At 67.4% G+C, this 17,136-nt stretch carries 11 protein-coding genes and 1 pseudogene; 1 reads left to right on the forward strand and 11 read right to left on the reverse strand.

What is annotated here, in order from left to right:
- The 10 genes from NN2_RS36770 to NN2_RS39025 all read right to left on the reverse strand — a co-directional run.
- Positions 1 to 1,834 (reverse strand): CpaE/TadZ family protein (locus NN2_RS36770; protein ID WP_245658969.1); only part of this gene is annotated, 1,834 nt, incomplete at its 3' end.
- Between the two features lie 31 nt (positions 1,835 to 1,865).
- Positions 1,866 to 2,735, reverse strand: a complete 870-nt coding sequence (locus NN2_RS33890; protein WP_227462797.1) for an ESX secretion-associated protein EspG — start codon at positions 2,733 to 2,735, stop codon at positions 1,866 to 1,868.
- 3 nt (positions 2,736 to 2,738) lie between these two features.
- Complete coding sequence (locus NN2_RS33895; protein WP_063019198.1) at positions 2,739 to 3,053, reverse strand: WXG100 family type VII secretion target; 315 nt, start codon at positions 3,051 to 3,053, stop codon at positions 2,739 to 2,741.
- 46 nt (positions 3,054 to 3,099) lie between these two features.
- Entirely contained in the window at positions 3,100 to 3,504 is a 405-nt protein-coding gene (locus tag NN2_RS33900) for a hypothetical protein (protein ID WP_063019199.1), read from the reverse strand.
- Between the two features lie 46 nt (positions 3,505 to 3,550).
- Positions 3,551 to 4,981, reverse strand: a complete 1,431-nt coding sequence (locus NN2_RS39020; protein WP_063019200.1) for a PPE domain-containing protein — start codon at positions 4,979 to 4,981, stop codon at positions 3,551 to 3,553.
- A gap of 29 nt (positions 4,982 to 5,010) precedes the next feature.
- A complete protein-coding gene (locus NN2_RS33910) occupies positions 5,011 to 5,328 on the reverse strand; it encodes a PE domain-containing protein (protein ID WP_030518535.1) in 318 nt (105 codons plus the stop codon).
- Between the two features lie 88 nt (positions 5,329 to 5,416).
- Entirely contained in the window at positions 5,417 to 9,427 is a 4,011-nt protein-coding gene (eccCa, locus tag NN2_RS33915) for a type VII secretion protein EccCa (RefSeq protein ID WP_063019201.1), read from the reverse strand.
- A complete protein-coding gene (gene eccB, locus NN2_RS33920) occupies positions 9,427 to 10,992 on the reverse strand; it encodes a type VII secretion protein EccB (RefSeq protein ID WP_063019202.1) in 1,566 nt (521 codons plus the stop codon). The genes eccCa and eccB overlap by 1 nt, the downstream gene beginning before the upstream one ends.
- Before the next feature lie 3 nt (positions 10,993 to 10,995).
- Positions 10,996 to 12,750 (reverse strand): type VII secretion AAA-ATPase EccA, encoded by a 1,755-nt coding sequence (gene eccA, locus NN2_RS33925; RefSeq protein WP_063019203.1) that lies wholly within the window; start codon positions 12,748 to 12,750, stop codon positions 10,996 to 10,998.
- Positions 12,751 to 13,202: 452 nt separating this feature from the next.
- On the reverse strand, positions 13,203 to 14,177 hold the full coding sequence (locus NN2_RS39025) for a C40 family peptidase (protein ID WP_063019204.1): 975 nt from the start codon (positions 14,175 to 14,177) through the stop codon (positions 13,203 to 13,205).
- A gap of 200 nt (positions 14,178 to 14,377) precedes the next feature.
- Here NN2_RS39025 and NN2_RS33935 point away from each other — a divergent pair, with 200 nt between their 5' ends.
- Positions 14,378 to 15,688: a hypothetical protein gene (locus NN2_RS33935; protein WP_063019205.1), complete on the forward strand. Its 1,311-nt coding sequence runs from the start codon at positions 14,378 to 14,380 to the stop codon at positions 15,686 to 15,688.
- A gap of 159 nt (positions 15,689 to 15,847) precedes the next feature.
- On the opposite strand, the pseudogene NN2_RS37975 reads toward NN2_RS33935, so the two are convergent.
- A pseudogene (locus NN2_RS37975) lies at positions 15,848 to 17,136 on the reverse strand (hypothetical protein); the annotation flags it as partial.

Below are 17,136 nucleotides of genomic sequence, written 5' to 3' on the forward strand. Positions count from 1 at the left end.
GGGCCCCGCTCGTCGCCGCTCCCGGATAGCCGGGGAATCCGTCACCGAGGCCGGCCGCGAGTTCCTCGAAGGCCAGCAGGGTGGTCTTGTCGAGCAGGCGCAGATCGATCTCACCGCCCTCGGCGAGATGCTCGTCGTACGGCACCACCCGCGTCGGGCGCTGCGCGGTGGCGAAGAGCTTCTCGATCTGTTCGACCTCGACGGTCGGCTTGACCGGTTGCTGATGCACGATCGCCACCACCGAACCGGCGATGAGATGTTGCAGCCCATGGGAATTCAGCCAGTTCAAGGTCGCGACGGCACCCTTCACGCCGCCGACGGTCGGGGGTGTGACGACCACGATGGCATCGCTGGTCTTCAGCACCATCTGGGTGATCGAATCGAGCACGCCGGTGCCGCAGTCGACGACCAGTAGGTTGTAGTGCCGCCGCAGCGTCTCCACGGCGACACCGAATTCCCGGCCGGACAGCGCCTCGATCGACTCGGTACTCCACGGCGAAGCCAGCACCGCCAGATCGGCGTTGTTGATGGACGTGAACGAATGCACCGCCGAGAACGCGTCGAGATTGGCGGCCTGCGCCATATCGCGCAGGGTCAGCCCGTAGGGGTGCGGCGCGGTACGCGAGGGCAGATCACCGAAGTCGGGGTTGGCATCCACGGCGACCACGCGGTCGGGCCGCAGCCCGGCGAACGTGGATCCGAGGGTCGCCGCGATCGTGGTGCGGCCGACGCCGCCCTTCACACTGATCACCGCGATCTGATAGGGCGCGTTCAACTGCCGTCGGATCCGGGCGCGACGGTCCTCGGTGCGCTGTTCGGCCGGCGACAGCCCCAGACTGAAACCGACCTTGTTCAGCGCACCCCGCATGCCGCTCGTGGACTTGAGCTGAGCCCGGCGGGCAGCGGTGATATCGGCCAGCAGATCCATCGAGGTCAGGGTCGCCGGCAGCACCTCGACCCGGGCGGCGGCCTCGGCCTGGCTCAGCCGGTCCGGAAGCTGGGATCCACTCGCTTGCGGTTGCTGCCAGGCCGCGGGACGGCTCTCAGGGGTAGCCGGCTGCGGCGTCCACGATGTTTGCTCGGCGCTCGCGGTCCATGCCGCCGTAGTGCCCTGTCCGGTGGCGGACGGTGAATCCGGTTGCACCGACGCGTAAGTCGCGGGGGTGCCGGCGTTCGTGGCACCGGTGACGGACGCGGACGCCGGTGACGGCGCGGATGTGGATGTCGCCGGTGCGCCCGTCTGCGGCGCGGCAGTCTGCGGCGCGGCAGTCTGCGGCGCGGCGGCAGTCTGCGATGCGGCGGTGGGCGTGCGCGGGGCAGTGGTCGATCCCTGCGGCGCGGCGGTCGCCGCCTGTGCCGTCCCGGCCTGCGCCGGGTTCGCGACGGGTCCGGACGTTGTGTTCTGTTGTCCCACCGTGGTGTTCGTCGTGCCGCTGTCGGGCCTGGGCGCGCCGATATTGCTCGATCCGCCGGGCGCCGGATTCCGCTCACCGCTCGCACGCAGATCGCCGAAACCGCCGTAGCTCTCCCGCGCGAACGCGGCTCCCGCGGGCGGTACCGCCACGCCGCCGGACGCGGGCGTGCCGGTCGGCCCGGTAGCCGGCCGGGGTCCGCCGGCCGACGGTGAAATCGGTTGCGCGGCGGCCGCCGCCGATCCGGCGGAGGTTGGCGCCGCATCCGGCCTCGAGGCCGACCGCGGCATATCGTCGTTCGTCATTTCGGCGGCTCCGGCCCGCTCTGCCGATTCGGGGATCGGCGTGAAATAGGCGTCGTAACCACCCCGAGCCCGCACGGACTCGGCCGTATGCCCGTTCGTATCCGGTGCTCGGTTCATATCCTCATCCTTCTCGAAACCCGCTGCGAATTCAGCTGATTCGGCTGGTTTCGAACCAACTCCGGCTGGGTAAAAGGTTGATCAGCGCGGTGATCCCCGACCGGATCGCCGCGTCGTCGCCCGGTTGATAGGTCGACCAGAGTTCACCGTCCATTGCCACGCTCGGACTCACCACGAGCCGTCCGGAAACGGTGTCCAGCACGGAAAGACACACTTCCGGTCGCGGGTATTCCCCGTCGTGGTGCTCCAGCACGAGCACCTCCGCCCGCCGGAACACCTCGTTCAACGCTCGCTCGAGTATCGCCGCGGTCCGCGGCGGGGCGCCGAGTTCCGCGAAGGCGCGCCGTAATTCGGCCGGCTCGGACGATTCGCCGAATTCGGTTGCGACGGCGGAGACCTGTGCGGACGACACCTGCCATGGTTCGAACGAGGCCGCGAGTGCCGACCCCAGTGCCGAGACGATCGCCCCGGCAAGGATGTCCAGATCCTCGTCCTGCTGGAACACCGACTGGAGCACGACATGGTCGTCGTTACGCACCGCCAGCACGTGATCGGAGCCCGAACGAACCAGCGACATCCGCAGCATGCCGCGTGGTTCCCCGTCCAGCCCCGTATCCACGATGCGAGCGGCCAGCTCCACATCCGGCCGGTACAGGCATTGCAGCCACCGCTCGACCACGGGATGTACTCGTCCGTCGTCGAGGAGTACACCCGCGTCGGTGAGTTGAGCGGCCACCACCTCGTGGACCCGGTCCCGGTCCTCGATGCGGTAGATGTTCGGCAGCAATGCCAGCACCGGCGGATACGAGTCGATGCCGACCAGTGTTTTCAACAGCAGGGCGGCATCGACATTGATTTCGACCGCGACGGGATCGTCGACCACCTGATCGTCGAGATGCAATGCCTAGATCTCGAGCGCCAGGAACCGGCCACCCTGCTGCTTGTCCGTGTCCTGCATCGCGCCACCGCTGGCGCAGTGCTTCTTCACGGTCGCGTTCAGGGCATGGAGCGCGTTGTTGTAGTCGGTGATCTTGTTCAGGAGCTCGTGGATCTTGGGGCCCCAACCTTGATCACCGGCTTCACCCGTGAAGGAGCTTTGCAGCCCCTTCGCCAGCGAATCCAGCGCACTGTTGTTTTCCTGAATGTTCTTGACGATGTTGTCGAACGTCAGCGTGTGAGTGTCGACTTCACCGAACTTGTACTGCATTCCACCGGCCATGGCGAAAATCCTTTCGGATAATTGATATGTGAATTACTGCGTTGCCCTAGAAGCCGATATCGACTTTTCCTGACATGGTGCTGCTCGCGACGTTGCCGGCACCGGCGCCCATGTCCGTACCGAGAGCCTGCGCACCACCGTGCAACTGCTCCTGCTGCCGGATGAGATCGGCGTATGCGTCCATGTCGGCGGCACTGAATTTGTGTGCCGAATCGGTCAGAACATTGAGAATGTCCTGGAACGCGTTGCCCAGCCGGTTGCCCTTGTCCAGCGCATTCTGCATGGACGAGGCGATCGCCGGTGTGGCCTGCGGGCTCCGCACCGCGGCCTCCAGCTCGTCCTTGACCGCGAGCAGGGCCTTGAGGTATCCCTCGTGGTTACCCTGCAGTCCGATCCCCTTCTGAGCGGCGGGGATCAACTCGTGGGGATCGCCGTTGAAGACGTAACTCATCTGTGGTTCCTTTCCGGTGTTGAATTACACGCGACCTCGGTCTTGTTCACCGGGGACGTTCGGGGGTGGCCGGAATCGCCGCATCGTCGTCGACGCGCTCGATCACACCGACCGCGAGTTGAGGTTCCAATACCGGGTCTTCTCTACGATCGCCGGCGTATTCGATAACTCCGACGAGTGGAACCTTCTCCAGGACGGGCACGTCCATCGGCTCACCCGGGACGAAGACCGCCGACTTGGATTTGCGCTCCTCGTCCTTGCGGCGTCGCATCTGCGCCTTGGGTGCCGTTGCCCCGCGCGTAGGGCCCTGGCGCGGAGGCACAGTCGTGGTGGGCTGGCCGTCCGCGGCACCGAAGGCACGGAAGGACGCGGGATTCCAGTTACCGGGCATCCGGAATCCGGTGGCGGCGCCGGGCATCGAGCCGACACCACCGCGCATCATCGAAAAGGCCACCGTGCTACCGATTCCGCCGGTCAGGCCGGCAAGGGTGGGCGATGTCGCCGACATGCCGTACAGGCCGTCCTGCCCGGCCATCGGATCGTCACCGTATCCCTCGCCGCCCTGGCCGTAATCCGACATCGGCGACAGCGCGTCCGTTGCCCCGGTGGGATCGGACAACCCGCTGTCCGGGCCCGTGCCCGTGGGATCGGTCCCTTGCGGCCCGTCACCCGGGCCCGACGGGTCGTGGGTGCCACCCGAGGATTGGTCACCCCCGCTCGAATGAGAGTTGCTCGTCGAGGTGTTCTGATTCCCGGTGGTGGAGTGTGAATTACCGCCGGTGTCGGTGATAGTCGAATGCTGGTAGGCGGTGGGCCGCGGCGTCGTCGTCGTGTCCGGGGCCATCTTGTACTGCATATCCGGCGGCGGTGCGCCACCACCGACGATCGGTGGTGCCGTGAGCGGCTTCGGGAGGGCGGCCAGCGCGGGCACCACGGTCCCCGCATAACCGTCCATGACGAGAGCCGCCTCCGGCCAGATCACGAACAAGTACTCGAGTTCGTTGGCCGCGAGCGCCGCACTGGTCGCGGCCAGCATCGAACCTCCCACCACAGCGCCCACCGGACCCGCGGTGGAAATGGCACTCGCCGTAGCCATGTTGGCGAGCAACATTTTGCGCTCCGCCTTGTTCGCTTCCAAATGGATCTTGACCAGAGTCATCGCACCGCGCGCGCCCTTCGCCGCGGCAGCCACCTCGCCCACGAGCGCGGCGGCGGCGCCGGCTACTGCGGCCTGTTCCTGCAGCCATGCCGCATGCTTCTGGAATGCCGCCCGCGCCTTGTCCGCCGACATGCCCTGCCACGAGCCCGAGATCGTCGCCATCGTCGCCTCGGTATCGGCGGCCGCGGCATTCAGTTGCGCCGCGAGGTCCGCGTAGGCGGTGGAGGTCGCGGACGTCGATGCCGGCCCCGGACCGCTCAGTAATCGAGAGGTATTGATTTCCGGCGGCAGCGCATGGAAGTCGAAAAGGAACGCCATGACATCAACCTCGGCTCGCCGATCTCCGGCTACACGTTGAATATCGGGCCGTGCGTGGCGACATCGGCGCCGGCGAGGATGTCGCTACCCGAATACGCGGTGCCCACCTCGGGCATCACGGCCGAGGCCTGGGTCTGCAGCACGGCGCCGTGCGCGGTGGTCGAGAAAAAGCCTTCGCCCCACGGGTTCAACACCTCCGGGATCATCAGGCTCACATCATCGATGCCCGGCGGCAGCGGTTGGCAGGCCGGCATGTGGGCTCCGAGAGCGCCCTGTAATCCCGTGGCGGTGAATTCGATTTGCGAGGCGATAGCCGGGAAGTTCTCAGGAGTGACATTGAGATACATCGACCTCTCCTAACGACGATACCGCCTCCGACGAGCGGTACAGGATGAACGCTAAGGCATCCCCAATGTTGGGAAGATGTCGGCGATCTCACTCTTCGGCCGGTGTCCACGCGGCTTGCACGAGATCGCGCCGCGAATGCAGCGGCTCGACCAGAATTCCGCGACCGAGCGGTTGTTTCGTTGCCTTCACGTCGCCGATGAGCATTCCGTCGAGCTTGGTGCCGTCCATGATCAGACCCGAGCAGTTCAGGTTCTTGATCTGACCCATGATGTTGTCGTACATCGCCGAATCCGCTTGCGCGATATTACGTCCCACGATGATGTGCAGACCCGTGTCACGGCCGTCGACGATGATGTCCTTCAACGGGTCGAGCGGATTGAGCATGCCGCGCTGCGCGACCATGTGGTAATCGTCGATCACCACGAATATCTCCGGTCCGCTCCACCACGAGCGCTCCTTGAGCTGCTGCGAGGTCACACCGTCCGGAGGCCGCCGACTACGAATCTTGTCCGCGAATCCCGGAAGGCCTTCCTGCAGATCCCGCTCGCTGGTCAGATAGCCGATCAACCGTTCGTCGGGAACCACGTCCATATGCTGGCGACGGTAGTCGATCAGCAGGATACGCGCCTGATCCGGGCCGAAACGCCGGTCGATGGAACGCATCAGATCCGCCAGTACCGTGGACTTTCCACATCCGGGTGATCCGACCACGATGAAGTGCGTGGAAACGCCGAAATCCACTGCCGCCACGCCCAAATCGGATTCGCGCACACCGAACGGAGTCACCAGTTGCTGAGCCAGACCCGTCGGTTCCGGCACAACTTCGTGAATACGATCCAATTCGATCTTCGACGGCAGCAGCCGCACCTCGGGTGCGCGCCTGCCCTCGTAGCGCCGGTTGAGTTCTTCGCCCGCGGCCGCCAGCCCGGCCGCCGCGGACTCCGGATCTCCGACGCCGTCGATACGCGGCAGCGCCGTCAACATGTGCAACGCTTCGCTGGAGATACAGCGTCCCGGCCGGTCCGGCGGAATGGACGCGACAATGGCGCGGTGGCTGCCGAATACGGTATCGGTGAGGTCGCCCAGACGCATTTCCAGCCGCGTCTGCAGCAGGTCCTTGATCGCCGGCCGGATCGCCGCCCAGCGCGAACTGCTCAGGACCAGGTGGACGCCGTAGTTGAGGCCCTGCAGCGCAATGGATTCGATGACCGGTGAATATTCGTCGTAGAACGGTCCGTTGACCGCGAATCCGATATCCCAGCCGTCGATGACGAGGAAAACGTCCCCGTGCGCGTCCCCGTACGCGGTCAGTTTCTCGGATTCGACGGGATCGGCTCGCCGCCTGCGGAATTCGCGCATGCTGTCGATCCCGAGTTCGGTGAACATCGACTGCCGGTAGGCCAGTAGGTTCGTCACCAGCGCGAAGGTGCGGCGCACGCGGTCCACGTCCCGGGCCGACGCCACCGACCCGACGTGCGGGATGGCGCGAAGGCTGGACAGACCTCCGCTGAAATCCAGGCAGTAGAACTGCACCTGCTCCGGGCTGTGCGTCATGGCCGCGGAGACGACCAGCGTTTGCAGCGCGGTCGACTTACCCGACTGCGGCCCACCGACGATCGCCATATGTCCACCACCGGCGGACAGGTCCACCGACCACACGTCCTGGCGCTGCTGCCGCGGTTTGTCGACGATCGCCAGCGGCAGCTGCAACGTACCGGGTTGAACCGCCGGCACCAGACGCTCCAAGGTGGCCGGAATACCCAACGGCGGCAACCACATCGCGTGCGCTCGGCGGCCGTGCCCGGCGTACTGCTGGAGGACCGTCTCCATCAAGGTGACCGGTTCGGCCTCCGGAGCTTCGGGGCGGGTGACGACCGGAGCCGGGGCCACCGGTTCGACACGGCTCGGCGCGATGTAGGCAGCGGTGAAGGCCTGCGGGGGACGGTATCCCCCACCGGGGCGGCGCGCGCGCTGTGTCCCCAACGCCGCGGCTTGGGCGGGTGGGGTGTACGGCGCGCCGACGTAGGCGGCTTGGAAGCGCTGCAGATCACCGGATCCGACCCGGAGATATCCGGCGCCGGGCTTCTTCGGCAGGTGATAGGCGTCGGCGGTGCCGATGGCGTCGCGGGAGTCGCTGGTCTGGTTGGTGCGCAACGCGACTCGATACGACAGGTGCGCCTCGAGTTCACCCATGCGGTTGGCCGGCACCTTCTGCGAGGCCAGCAGCAGATGGATGCGCAGCGATCGGCCCAGACGGCCGATGGCGACGAACAGTTTCGAGAAGTTGGGATGCTGTTCGAGCAGTTCGGCGAATTCGTCGAGGATGATCAGCAGCGTCGGCAGCGGCGGCAGTTGCGCGCCCTGTTCGCGGGCCCGCTCGTAGTCCGCCACGCTGGCGAAATTGCCGGCGTCGCGCAGAATACGTTGCCGCCGGGCCATTTCACCGCTGATGACGTCCTCCATACGGGTGACGAGGTCGGCTTCCTCCTCCATATTGGTGACGACCGCGGTGACGTGATGCAGCCGGTCGAAACCGAGGAAGGTCGCACCACCCTTGAAGTCGACCAGCAGCAGATTCAGCACATCCGGCGAGTGCGTGGCGATCGCCGAAAGGACAAGGGTGCGAAGGAATTCGGACTTTCCGGAACCGGTGGCGCCGATGCACATACCGTGCGGGCCCATACCTTCTTCGGCGGATTCCTTGATATCGAGGTACACCACCTGGCCGGTCGGATCGTGACCGAACGGGATGTTGAGCCGGCCGCGGTCACTGTCGCGGCGGCGGGGCCACTGCCGCTCCACCCGGATCGCGCCCGGGTCGGGAACACCGACCATCTCCTCCCACGACGTCCCGCCGCTGGTCTGCTCCGCGGTGACCGCCTCGACCACACTCGACAGCCGATACGAGGAGATACTGCGAGCCAGAGCGGTGATCGCGGTGACCGACATGGTGTCGCCGACACCGACCGCACGCAAACCTCGCGAGGTGACCTCCTGCAGGCGCCGGTCCTCGTCGACGACGAACTTCAGCGCCCGCGGCAGATTCTGTTCCCCGACGCCCAGCCGCAGCCAGGTGCAGCCGTCGACGCCGGAGATGTCTCGTTCGTTGGTCGGCCCGTCGGTGTCGACGAGCAGCAGATAGTGGGTGCGATCCATGGTCGGCTGGGTGTTGGCCGAGAACGGCCCGCGGTTGAGGCCGGCGAGCACCTTGGAGCGCAGTTCCCCTACCGACCGATACACCATCCGGCTGGATCCGATGGCGTCCGTATCATTGGGGTGCTGCGTATGCGGCAGCCATTTGAGCCAATTCCATTCCGGCGCATCGGGATCCGACAGCACCGCCGCGATGGCGACCTGATCGGGCCCGTGCAGGACGACGATCTCGGCGATCATCGCGCGCACCAACGCGGCCATGGCTTCGTGGTCGCCGTCGAATCCGACCTGCGGAACCGACAGCAGATTGATCGCCACCGGCATGCCGCCGACCGTGGAGTACGCCTTGGCGAAACGGGTCACCTCGACCACGCCGACCGGGTCCAGGTCGGAGGTCGGCGCCGCCTCGGGAACGATGACGCGCACCTGGTTCGCGATCCGCCCCCGGCCGATGCGCACGCGCAGGAACTGCGGGCTCGACACCTGCACTTCCCACATGCGTTTGCCACCGACGAGGCGGGACAGCTCGGCCGGACCCGGGTGCGTGTAGCGCAGATAGTCGTAGAGTTCGGCCTCGGCGGCGTGCACGGTCTTACGGTTCTCGGCGATCGAGCGCAGATAGTCCTTACGTTCCTCGTTGAGTCCCGCCGCGCCGCCACCGCCGTTGCCGCTCAACGCGCCGCCCATCATGCCGAACATCGACACGACCATCATCATCGGGAAGAACAGCATGGTCGGTGAGAACGATCCGCCGTTGCGGAACATCATCACCATCATCCCGCCCATACCGGCCATCATGACCACCGGCATGATCATCCGGATTCGCGACGCCGGAACGGGTTTGGGCAGTTCGGTGGGCGGTTGCAGGCGTAACTCGGTGACCGCGGGCGCCTTGGGGCCCTTCACCGTGCGCGCGGGCCGTACGAAGCGCCGGGTCGTCGTCACTAGGCTCCTCCCCCGGTTTTCTCCGGTAGGCCGACCGCGGCCTTGTCGGGTGCGATTCCGTCGTGCTGGATACGGGCGTCCGCGGTCGACAGGGTCGGGCCGACGGCGAACAGGGACACGATGCTCCAGGGCGCGGGCACCGGCGCCTGCAGGCCGAGGGCGGCGAGGGTGTGGTCACCCGCACCGGTTCCGACATTGATCCCGTACCGCACACCGCTGTCGGAGATCCAGAACAGCGATTCCCGCAGCGGGGAGTTCGGATCGCTTCCGGTCAGCTGGACGAACCGGCCGGAACTGCGCGGGAGATAGGCGGCATCGGCGGTGGCGCCGTGCGAGGTGGGTGCGGTGACCAGCGGTACGACCTGGCTCTGTTCGGCGCCCGGCAGCGGCAGTTGCCGTCCGACCAGGGCGCGCGTGACGGCATTCGCCTCGGCCGCTCCGCGTGACCAGTGGAAGCAGGTGACGCCGAACTTCTCCGGATCGGCCAGCGTGACCGGCCGGCTCGGGTAGGTCGAGGTGCCGGGCCAGGAACCGGGACGCAAATTCTGCGCCACCGCGTCGGGACCGACGGTCATACTCGCCACGGCGCCACGGGAATTCGAGTTGCGAATCATCGCGGCCAGGACGGAACCGACCTGGACCAGCCCGGATTGGGAGACCAGATAGTAGGACGCGCCCCGCCCGGGATTCGACACCGTCACCACCGAGCCGACGGGCGCGGAAATACCGCCCTTCAGCACGGCGGGCTCGCCGGCGCCGGGCACCTCCGGCACACGCAACGGCGGTACCTCCGGAATCGCGGCGATCAATCCCCTCGAAGCCTCGATCACCGGTGCGGTGGCATCGATGCCGAGAGCCAGGGTGACCGCCGAATCGGCGAGGTTGATCGCCGCTCGCACGACGCCGTGATCACCGTTGTTGTAGACCAGCCAGATGTCGTCGTCCTGGCGCAGCAGACGCGCCTCGTCGGCGCCCAGATCGCGGATCGCGCCGTCACCCTCCGGTTGCACGGTCAGCTCGCCACCGATCACGGTGGTACGCACCCCCGCGCCGGCGGTGGGCAAACCGGTTCGCTGGTCGACCGGTGCGGCGGCGCCGATCCGCGCGGTATCGCACACCGCCCACGAGGAGTCCCGGCCGCCCGTATCGGTCATCACGCCCGGTGCACCCGGAATCCCCACCCACGGACCGCGCGGATACTTCGCGAGCTCGTCGCGGGAGACGGGTACCGGATTGGCCGCCATGCCGGTGATCAGCCGCGCCGAGGATAGATTCAGCGTGGGATACAGGCGGTTGTCGACCTTGACGAACAGCGCGCCGGAATCCTTGTCGGACACGATATTCGCCTGTCCGACCTGCTTGGCCGGTTTGAAGAACGCCATCACCGCGGCACCGGCGACGACCACGCAGGCCAGGGCGATGCCGATGGACAAGGCGGTGGAACGGCCCCGCTGCGGATCGTCGACCATGGAGGCATCGCGCCGGACCAGCGCGTGCTCGATCCGGCGCAACAGGAACCGCCACCCCGAGATCTGGTGTTTGGTCACCACCCGGAAGCGGGCCATGGGTCAGCTCGTCGGCGCCAGCCCCGCCAGGGCGGCAGTGATGTCGAATGCGTCGACGGTCATCAGTTCCTCGTTGGACATATTCGCGATATCCGCGTTGTCCCGCGTGAACCGGTAGTCGCGTTCGGCCTCGGCCGCCTCCACCACATTGCGGACGAACCGGCCGTTACCGGCCAGATCGATCAGGCGGCGGCCGTTGCGGGTCTGCTGCGCCAGTTCCGCGCAGCGGTCCCGCAGCACCTCGCGCGCCTGGTCGGACAGGATCGAATCCTTCTTGCGCGCAATGTGATCGGCGATCTGGACCAGTTCGTCGGCGTCGTAACTGGCGAACCGGATGCGCTTGGTGAAGCGGGAGGCCAGACCGTCGTTGGATGCCAGGAAGCGGTCGATCTGGTCCTCGTAGCCGGCGATGACCACCACGAGTTTGTCGCGGTCGTTCTCCATCCGGGCCAGCAGCGTGTCGACGGCTTCCTTACCGAAGGCGTCGCCGCCGGACAGTCCCTCCTGAATCAGGGTGTAGGCCTCGTCGATGAACAGCACACCACCGAGGGCCGAGTCGATCAGCGCATTGGTCTTCGGCGCGGTGTGGCCGAGGTGGGTGCCGACCATGTCGTTGCGCGAGACCTCGATGACGTCGGCGTTCTCCACCACACCCAGGCCCGCGAAGATCTTGGCGATGACCCGGGCGATGGTCGTCTTGCCGGTACCGGGCGGGCCGGAGAAGATCAGGTGCTGGGTCTTGGATTCCACCGCCAGGCCGCGTTTGGCGCGGACCTGATCCATCAGGACCCCGGACTTGAGCCGCTCGACCTGTTCCTTGACCGAGTCCATGCCGATCTGCGCCGCCAGCAGATCCGACGCCTCGGCCAGCAGGGTGTCGCGCTCGGCCTTGGCCGCGGTGGCGGCCACCTCGGCCGGGTCGTCACCCGAGGACGGATCCCAGACGTTCGTCCGGGAACCGATCACCTCGGGGGTCACCACATCGAAGCGATAGGTCTTGTCGCGCACGGCCCGCTGCCACAGCGGCCGCTCGGACCACAGCGCGGAACCCTGCAGACCCGCCAGAACCTTCTCGGCGGCATCATGATCACCGTTGTGCCGCAACAACATTCCGAGCAGGAAGTGCGCATCCGCCCAGATGTAGGACAGGCTTCCGGAGGCGCTGTCCTCGACGATGCGCTGGGCGCGCGGCATGGCCTCGCCGAATCGTCCCATCCGCGCGAGGGATTCGGCGGCCATCAACTCGGCGGCGATATCGAGCAGGCCGTCCTCGAGAACCGGTTTGGCCGTGCGCGCGGCCAGCAGATCCGGCCAGCGATCGGTGCGGTAGTACAGCGACATGCGAACGAAATCGGAAACGTCGTCGCTGGGCACCTGATCGAGAATGGCCGCGGCCTCTTCCCATTCGCCGCCCTGGGCATACGAGCACGCCTGCGCGATCGCGATCTGATCGCGGTCGGCCATCGCCACCCGCAGCCCGTACATACCGAGCTCCACCTGACACCACAGCGCGCGATCGACCAATCCGGCGCGCTGTTGATCCCGGTACAGGTTGTGCACCGACCGGTAGGCGCCGTAGATGACTTCGGAGGTGATCTCCCCCGCCATCGCGCGCCCCAGCCAGGCATCGCACATATCCGGATCCAGATCGGTGGCGGCCCGGAACGCCGCCAACGCATTGTCTTCGTTGCGAACCCCGCCGGCAACCAATCCCAGTGATTGAACACCCGTGTAGAACGCGTCCTCGGCCGCTGACACCTGGACATCCCTTCCGCCGCACTCGCCTGCCCGAACGATAGACACCCAGGCCGCCAGCCGTGGGAGCGCTATTCCCATTCTTGGGAAATGGGAGCGAAGCGTCGCGGTTCGCGACAGCACCGGCGGTTTCGCCGAATGCCCTGGGAGCGAGACGTTTTTCCACCGGCACCGCCGCCACGCGGATCGACAGCCCACGCAAGGACCGATACTTATTTGATGAGCCGTCGTAAATCGTGCCGTCATCCAGCGGTATATTGATACGCGGGTCGGCAGTCCTCATCCTGACGGCCCGAACCTCGGGGCGGCGGCCGTGAGCCGCGATCCGGCAACCGACCGCCGCGGGGTGCAGGCCCGCAGCCCTGCACGGGCCGGTATCACCCACCGATGCCGGCCACCCGCCCGGCGGCCGGTGGTGTCAGCAGACCACCGGCCGCTCCCACCTCCAAGACAACTCACATGACGCGGACGACGACGGCTTCACTGGGCATTCTCGCCCACCGTACGGTCGCACCCGAGTACGGCGCCTCGATCACCATCCCGTTCCCGGCGGCGAGCTGCACATGCTCGGGCCCGCGCGCGGAGAACGAATCGGCCGGGAAGACCAGATCACCCGGCCGCACATCGCGAGGCGAAATTCGCTCCCCGCAGTAGATCTGCTCATATGTCGTGCGCGGCAAGTGAACTCGACCGTCGGTCGCTTCCGCGACCGCGTACTGGGTCAGCCCCGAACAGTCGAAGCCGCCGCCGCTCGGCCCGCCGGCGCCACCACCGCCCCACACGTAGGGCGTGCCCAGCCAGGCGCTCGCCGCACTCACCGCCTTGCCGCCGGCGGTGCCGTCCGACGGAACCGGACGACTGCGCACCGCGCTCGGACGTGCACCACCACCGCCGCCGCCACCGGCCCGGGTTCGTATCCGGGAGCGACGCCGACTGCGGCCCGCGGGCGTGATCCGCCGGTGGACCGGAGCCGGGGCGGACGGCGGCTGGATCGTCGCCGCGTGCCGGTGTGCCGCGGCCACATCGGCGTCCACCTGTTTGGTCGCGTCGGCGATGGTGGCGTGCGCGGCGTTCAACATTGCGGGACCGCTGAACCGCAGATCGCCGACTCCCGCGATGGCTTGCAGCCGCGATTGCAGGTCGGCGATCCGGTTGTTGAGCGCATTGCGTCCGGTGACCGTGCCGTCGCCCGCGGCGGTGACCGCCTTGTGCACGACCGCGTCCTTACCCGCCTGGGACTCGGCGATCGATACCTGCATGCCGCGGGCGTCACTGTAGTGGCGGGCGATGGAGCCGTTGTGGCTGTTGTCCATGTTCGCGACGGTGGTCGAGACCGTACCGGCCGTACCCGGTGCGGGACTGCCCTGGCCGTACAGCCCGAGCAGTGAGTTCAGCACCCCGTTGAGATCGGTGGTCAGATCAGGCGCCATGCGATCGCCCCGCCCTCACTCATCCGCCCGCCTCCTGTGCCGGCGCCGCTGGATGGCCGACGTGAATTCCAGATCTCCCGCACTCGGAAGACTGGTTTCCGACTATGCGACACCGATCGTGTTATGGCGAAACGACCGAGCTTCCCATTTGCGGGAAGCGCCGACAATGATGTCGTCGGTGGCGGAAAGGATTGTCGGGCATGGCGGAGATGGATATCAACCCCGCGGGGCTGCGCCCACTGGCACAACAACACACCGAGGTCGCGGGAGTCACCCTCGTACAGGCAGACCCCGCCACAGCCATCGCTCCCGGGGAAAAGCCGCCTACGGATGGTAAGCCCGGGGATAAGCCTCCTACCGATGGCAAACCCGGCGACAAGCCGCCCACCGACGGCAAACCCGGTGGCAAACCCGGCACCGATCACACGACCGGTGGGCCCACGCCGAATCCCACCCCGACAGCGGACGGCGTCGGTCAGCACTACGGCAAGCCGATCGAACTCGACCCGCCACCGGGAGCGTCGCCGGCCCTGACGAGTTTCGTCGCGCTGGCGGAAACCGCGATCCAGACCACGGTGGATCTGCTGGGGCGTGGCATGACCACGCCGCCGCCCAATGTGAACGATCTACTCACCACCACCGTCTATCAAAATCTCGGCAAGGGCGAGGCGAGCGACGTCTACCAGCAGACCCTGACCAAGGTCCGGGCCCGCCAGACCTACCTGCTGCAGATGGACGCCGAGGTCGTCAAGACGTCTATCAAGGTCAAGGACGGCAAGGATCAGACGCTGAGAGCTGTCATGGCCGACGTGAACAAGTTGAAGGATGCTCTCAAGGTCGACCTGCGGCCGCTCAGCAAGAAGCTGAAGGCGGCCAAGGAGCTCAAACTCATGGAACAGATCGCCGACACCCTGGACTCGGTGTGCCAGAAGGTTTCCGCGGTCGCCGAATACAACGCGAACATGGCCGGTGGTGGCAACAGCACGAACGGATCCGGTCAGGGCTCCGGCTCCGGCAGCGGTTCCGGTGCGTCGAGCGGTACCGCAACATCCGGCGGCGCCGCGCAGGCCGGCGCCGGCGGCGACGGTGGATTGGGCGGGCTCGCGCAGATGCTGGGTCCGCTGGCCATGATGTTGCCGATGGGTCTGATGTCCCTGGCACCGATGGTGCAGCAGTTCATCCAGAACAACGCCGAACAGCACCGCAGGGAAGAAGAGGAGCGCAAGGAGCGGGAGGCCGAACAGACACAGCAGAACGGCGCCGCACCCAACGCGCAAGCCGCGCCCACGGGTCCCGCCGCCGACCCGAATGCGGCGCCGCCCGCCGGTGCGGCCCCGGCGGCGACGGCTCCCCAGCCGGGCGGCGTCACCGCAGACCCGGCCGTGATCACTCCGCCGGCTGCCGACGGCACCGCACCGGCCACGGTCGCGCCGGCGACCACACCACCAGGCACGTCCGCGCCCGCCGTTACTGCCCCCTCGGGGGGCGGTATTCCGGGCGCACCCGCCTGACCCAGGCATCCCCGGCGCACTACTGTGCGCGCGCCGGCCGGGCCGATCGTGCGCGCCTCACCATGCCCGAATATTCCGGGATCACCTGGGCCGCAGTCACTTTCATCGGCAAGCCGACAGCAGGCCGGTCCGGGCGAAACCGTCCGGACCGGCCCCCGCCTACGACTGCTCGGACGGTGGGGTGACCACCGGCGGTGCCACCACCGGCGGCACGACCGCCGCCCCGCGCGGCGGGCCGGCGGCGACACTCGGAGCCGATACCGGCCCGGACACGGTGACCGGGCGGTCCACCGTCGTGGGCTCGGCGGCCGTGACCGCCGCCGGAACCTCCACGAATCGCGGATGATTCACGATCTGGTCGTAGGCGTACGCCGCGTCGCGCAGTTGTTGCCGGCCGGGTTCGCCGGCGAGCACCAGCAGGAGTTCGTTGCAGCGACGTTCGAAGACCATGGCACGCAACGTCGCTCCCTCCTCGTCGATGCGAAGGTCACCCGGCGCCACTCGGGCGACGTCCACGCGCCGCGAAAGCATTGCCGCCGCCAGCAGGTCGTCGGCCTCGCGCAGTTGTTCCCACCATTGCGGCGACACCTCCTGCCCGGCCTCCAGAACGGCGAGGATGCGATCGCGGATGCGACGGGACTCGGCGGAATCAGCCGCGGCCGTCCCGCTGCGGACCAGCTTGGTGTGGGCCTCGGTCGCCAACTCGAGGCAACGGGCGTACGCGCGTGAATCCGGTACTGCCGCAATGGGACCGGCGGCTTCCGGCGATCCGGCCAGATCGAGCCGATCGACCGTGTCCGGGGTGTGTACCCGGAGGTCGACATCGTAGGCCGGGCCGACCAGGTCCGCCATCGCGATATCGGGGAACCGTGCCCGCAACTCACCGTCGATCGAGGCGGACGAGGCCAGGGCCACCAGCGACGCGTTGGCCTTCGGGCCCCATGCCAATCCGAATTCGACCAGCACCCGGGCCGGGTCCGAGATCCCCTCCCAGGGCGAGGCGGCACTGCCCGAGCCGTCGTCGAGCATCTCGTCCCACATCCACGGCGTCGACACCTCCCGAGGGAGATAGATTCCCGCCGGCAACCAGCCCCGGCCCTCGTTCGAGGTGATGAACACTCCCGCCCCGGCCGGCCCGCGCATCACGCCGACCGCCCAGTGCATTCCCACCGCCGGCGTATCCGCGGCGGCCAGAACCGCCGCCAGCAAGGTGCGCGCGACCAGGAGGTCGTTGTCGACCGCATCGCCCACCACGTAGGCCGGCTCGGCCTCCTTGTCCTTGGCCGCGGCCACCGCGGCGGCGAACGGCGTGACGACCGGTACCGGCGGCATGTCGTAGCGTCCCGTGGCGCCGGTCGGCGGCTGCTGCGCCGATCGGTCGTCGGCACCCACGCCCGCACCGGCGGTGGCCGGCGTCGCCACTCCACCGACCGGGGTACCCGCGGCGG

It is taken from the genome of Nocardia nova NBRC 15556, assembly GCF_001613005.1.
Taxonomy (GTDB): domain Bacteria; phylum Actinomycetota; class Actinomycetes; order Mycobacteriales; family Mycobacteriaceae; genus Nocardia; species Nocardia nova.

Excerpts from the sequence above, each read along its gene's own strand:
- NN2_RS33895 (WP_063019198.1), bottom strand. The coding sequence starts at position 3,053 with ATGGCCGGTGGAATGCAGTACAAGTTCGGTGAAGTCGACACTCACACG.
- NN2_RS33900 (WP_063019199.1), bottom strand. The coding sequence starts at position 3,504 with ATGAGTTACGTCTTCAACGGCGATCCCCACGAGTTGATCCCCGCCGCT.
- NN2_RS39020 (WP_063019200.1), bottom strand. The coding sequence starts at position 4,981 with ATGGCGTTCCTTTTCGACTTCCATGCGCTGCCGCCGGAAATCAATACC.
- NN2_RS33910 (WP_030518535.1), bottom strand. The coding sequence starts at position 5,328 with ATGTATCTCAATGTCACTCCTGAGAACTTCCCGGCTATCGCCTCGCAA.
- eccB (WP_063019202.1), bottom strand. The coding sequence starts at position 10,992 with ATGGCCCGCTTCCGGGTGGTGACCAAACACCAGATCTCGGGGTGGCGG.
- NN2_RS39025 (WP_063019204.1), bottom strand. The coding sequence starts at position 14,177 with ATGGCGCCTGATCTGACCACCGATCTCAACGGGGTGCTGAACTCACTG.
- NN2_RS33935 (WP_063019205.1), top strand. The coding sequence starts at position 14,378 with ATGGCGGAGATGGATATCAACCCCGCGGGGCTGCGCCCACTGGCACAA.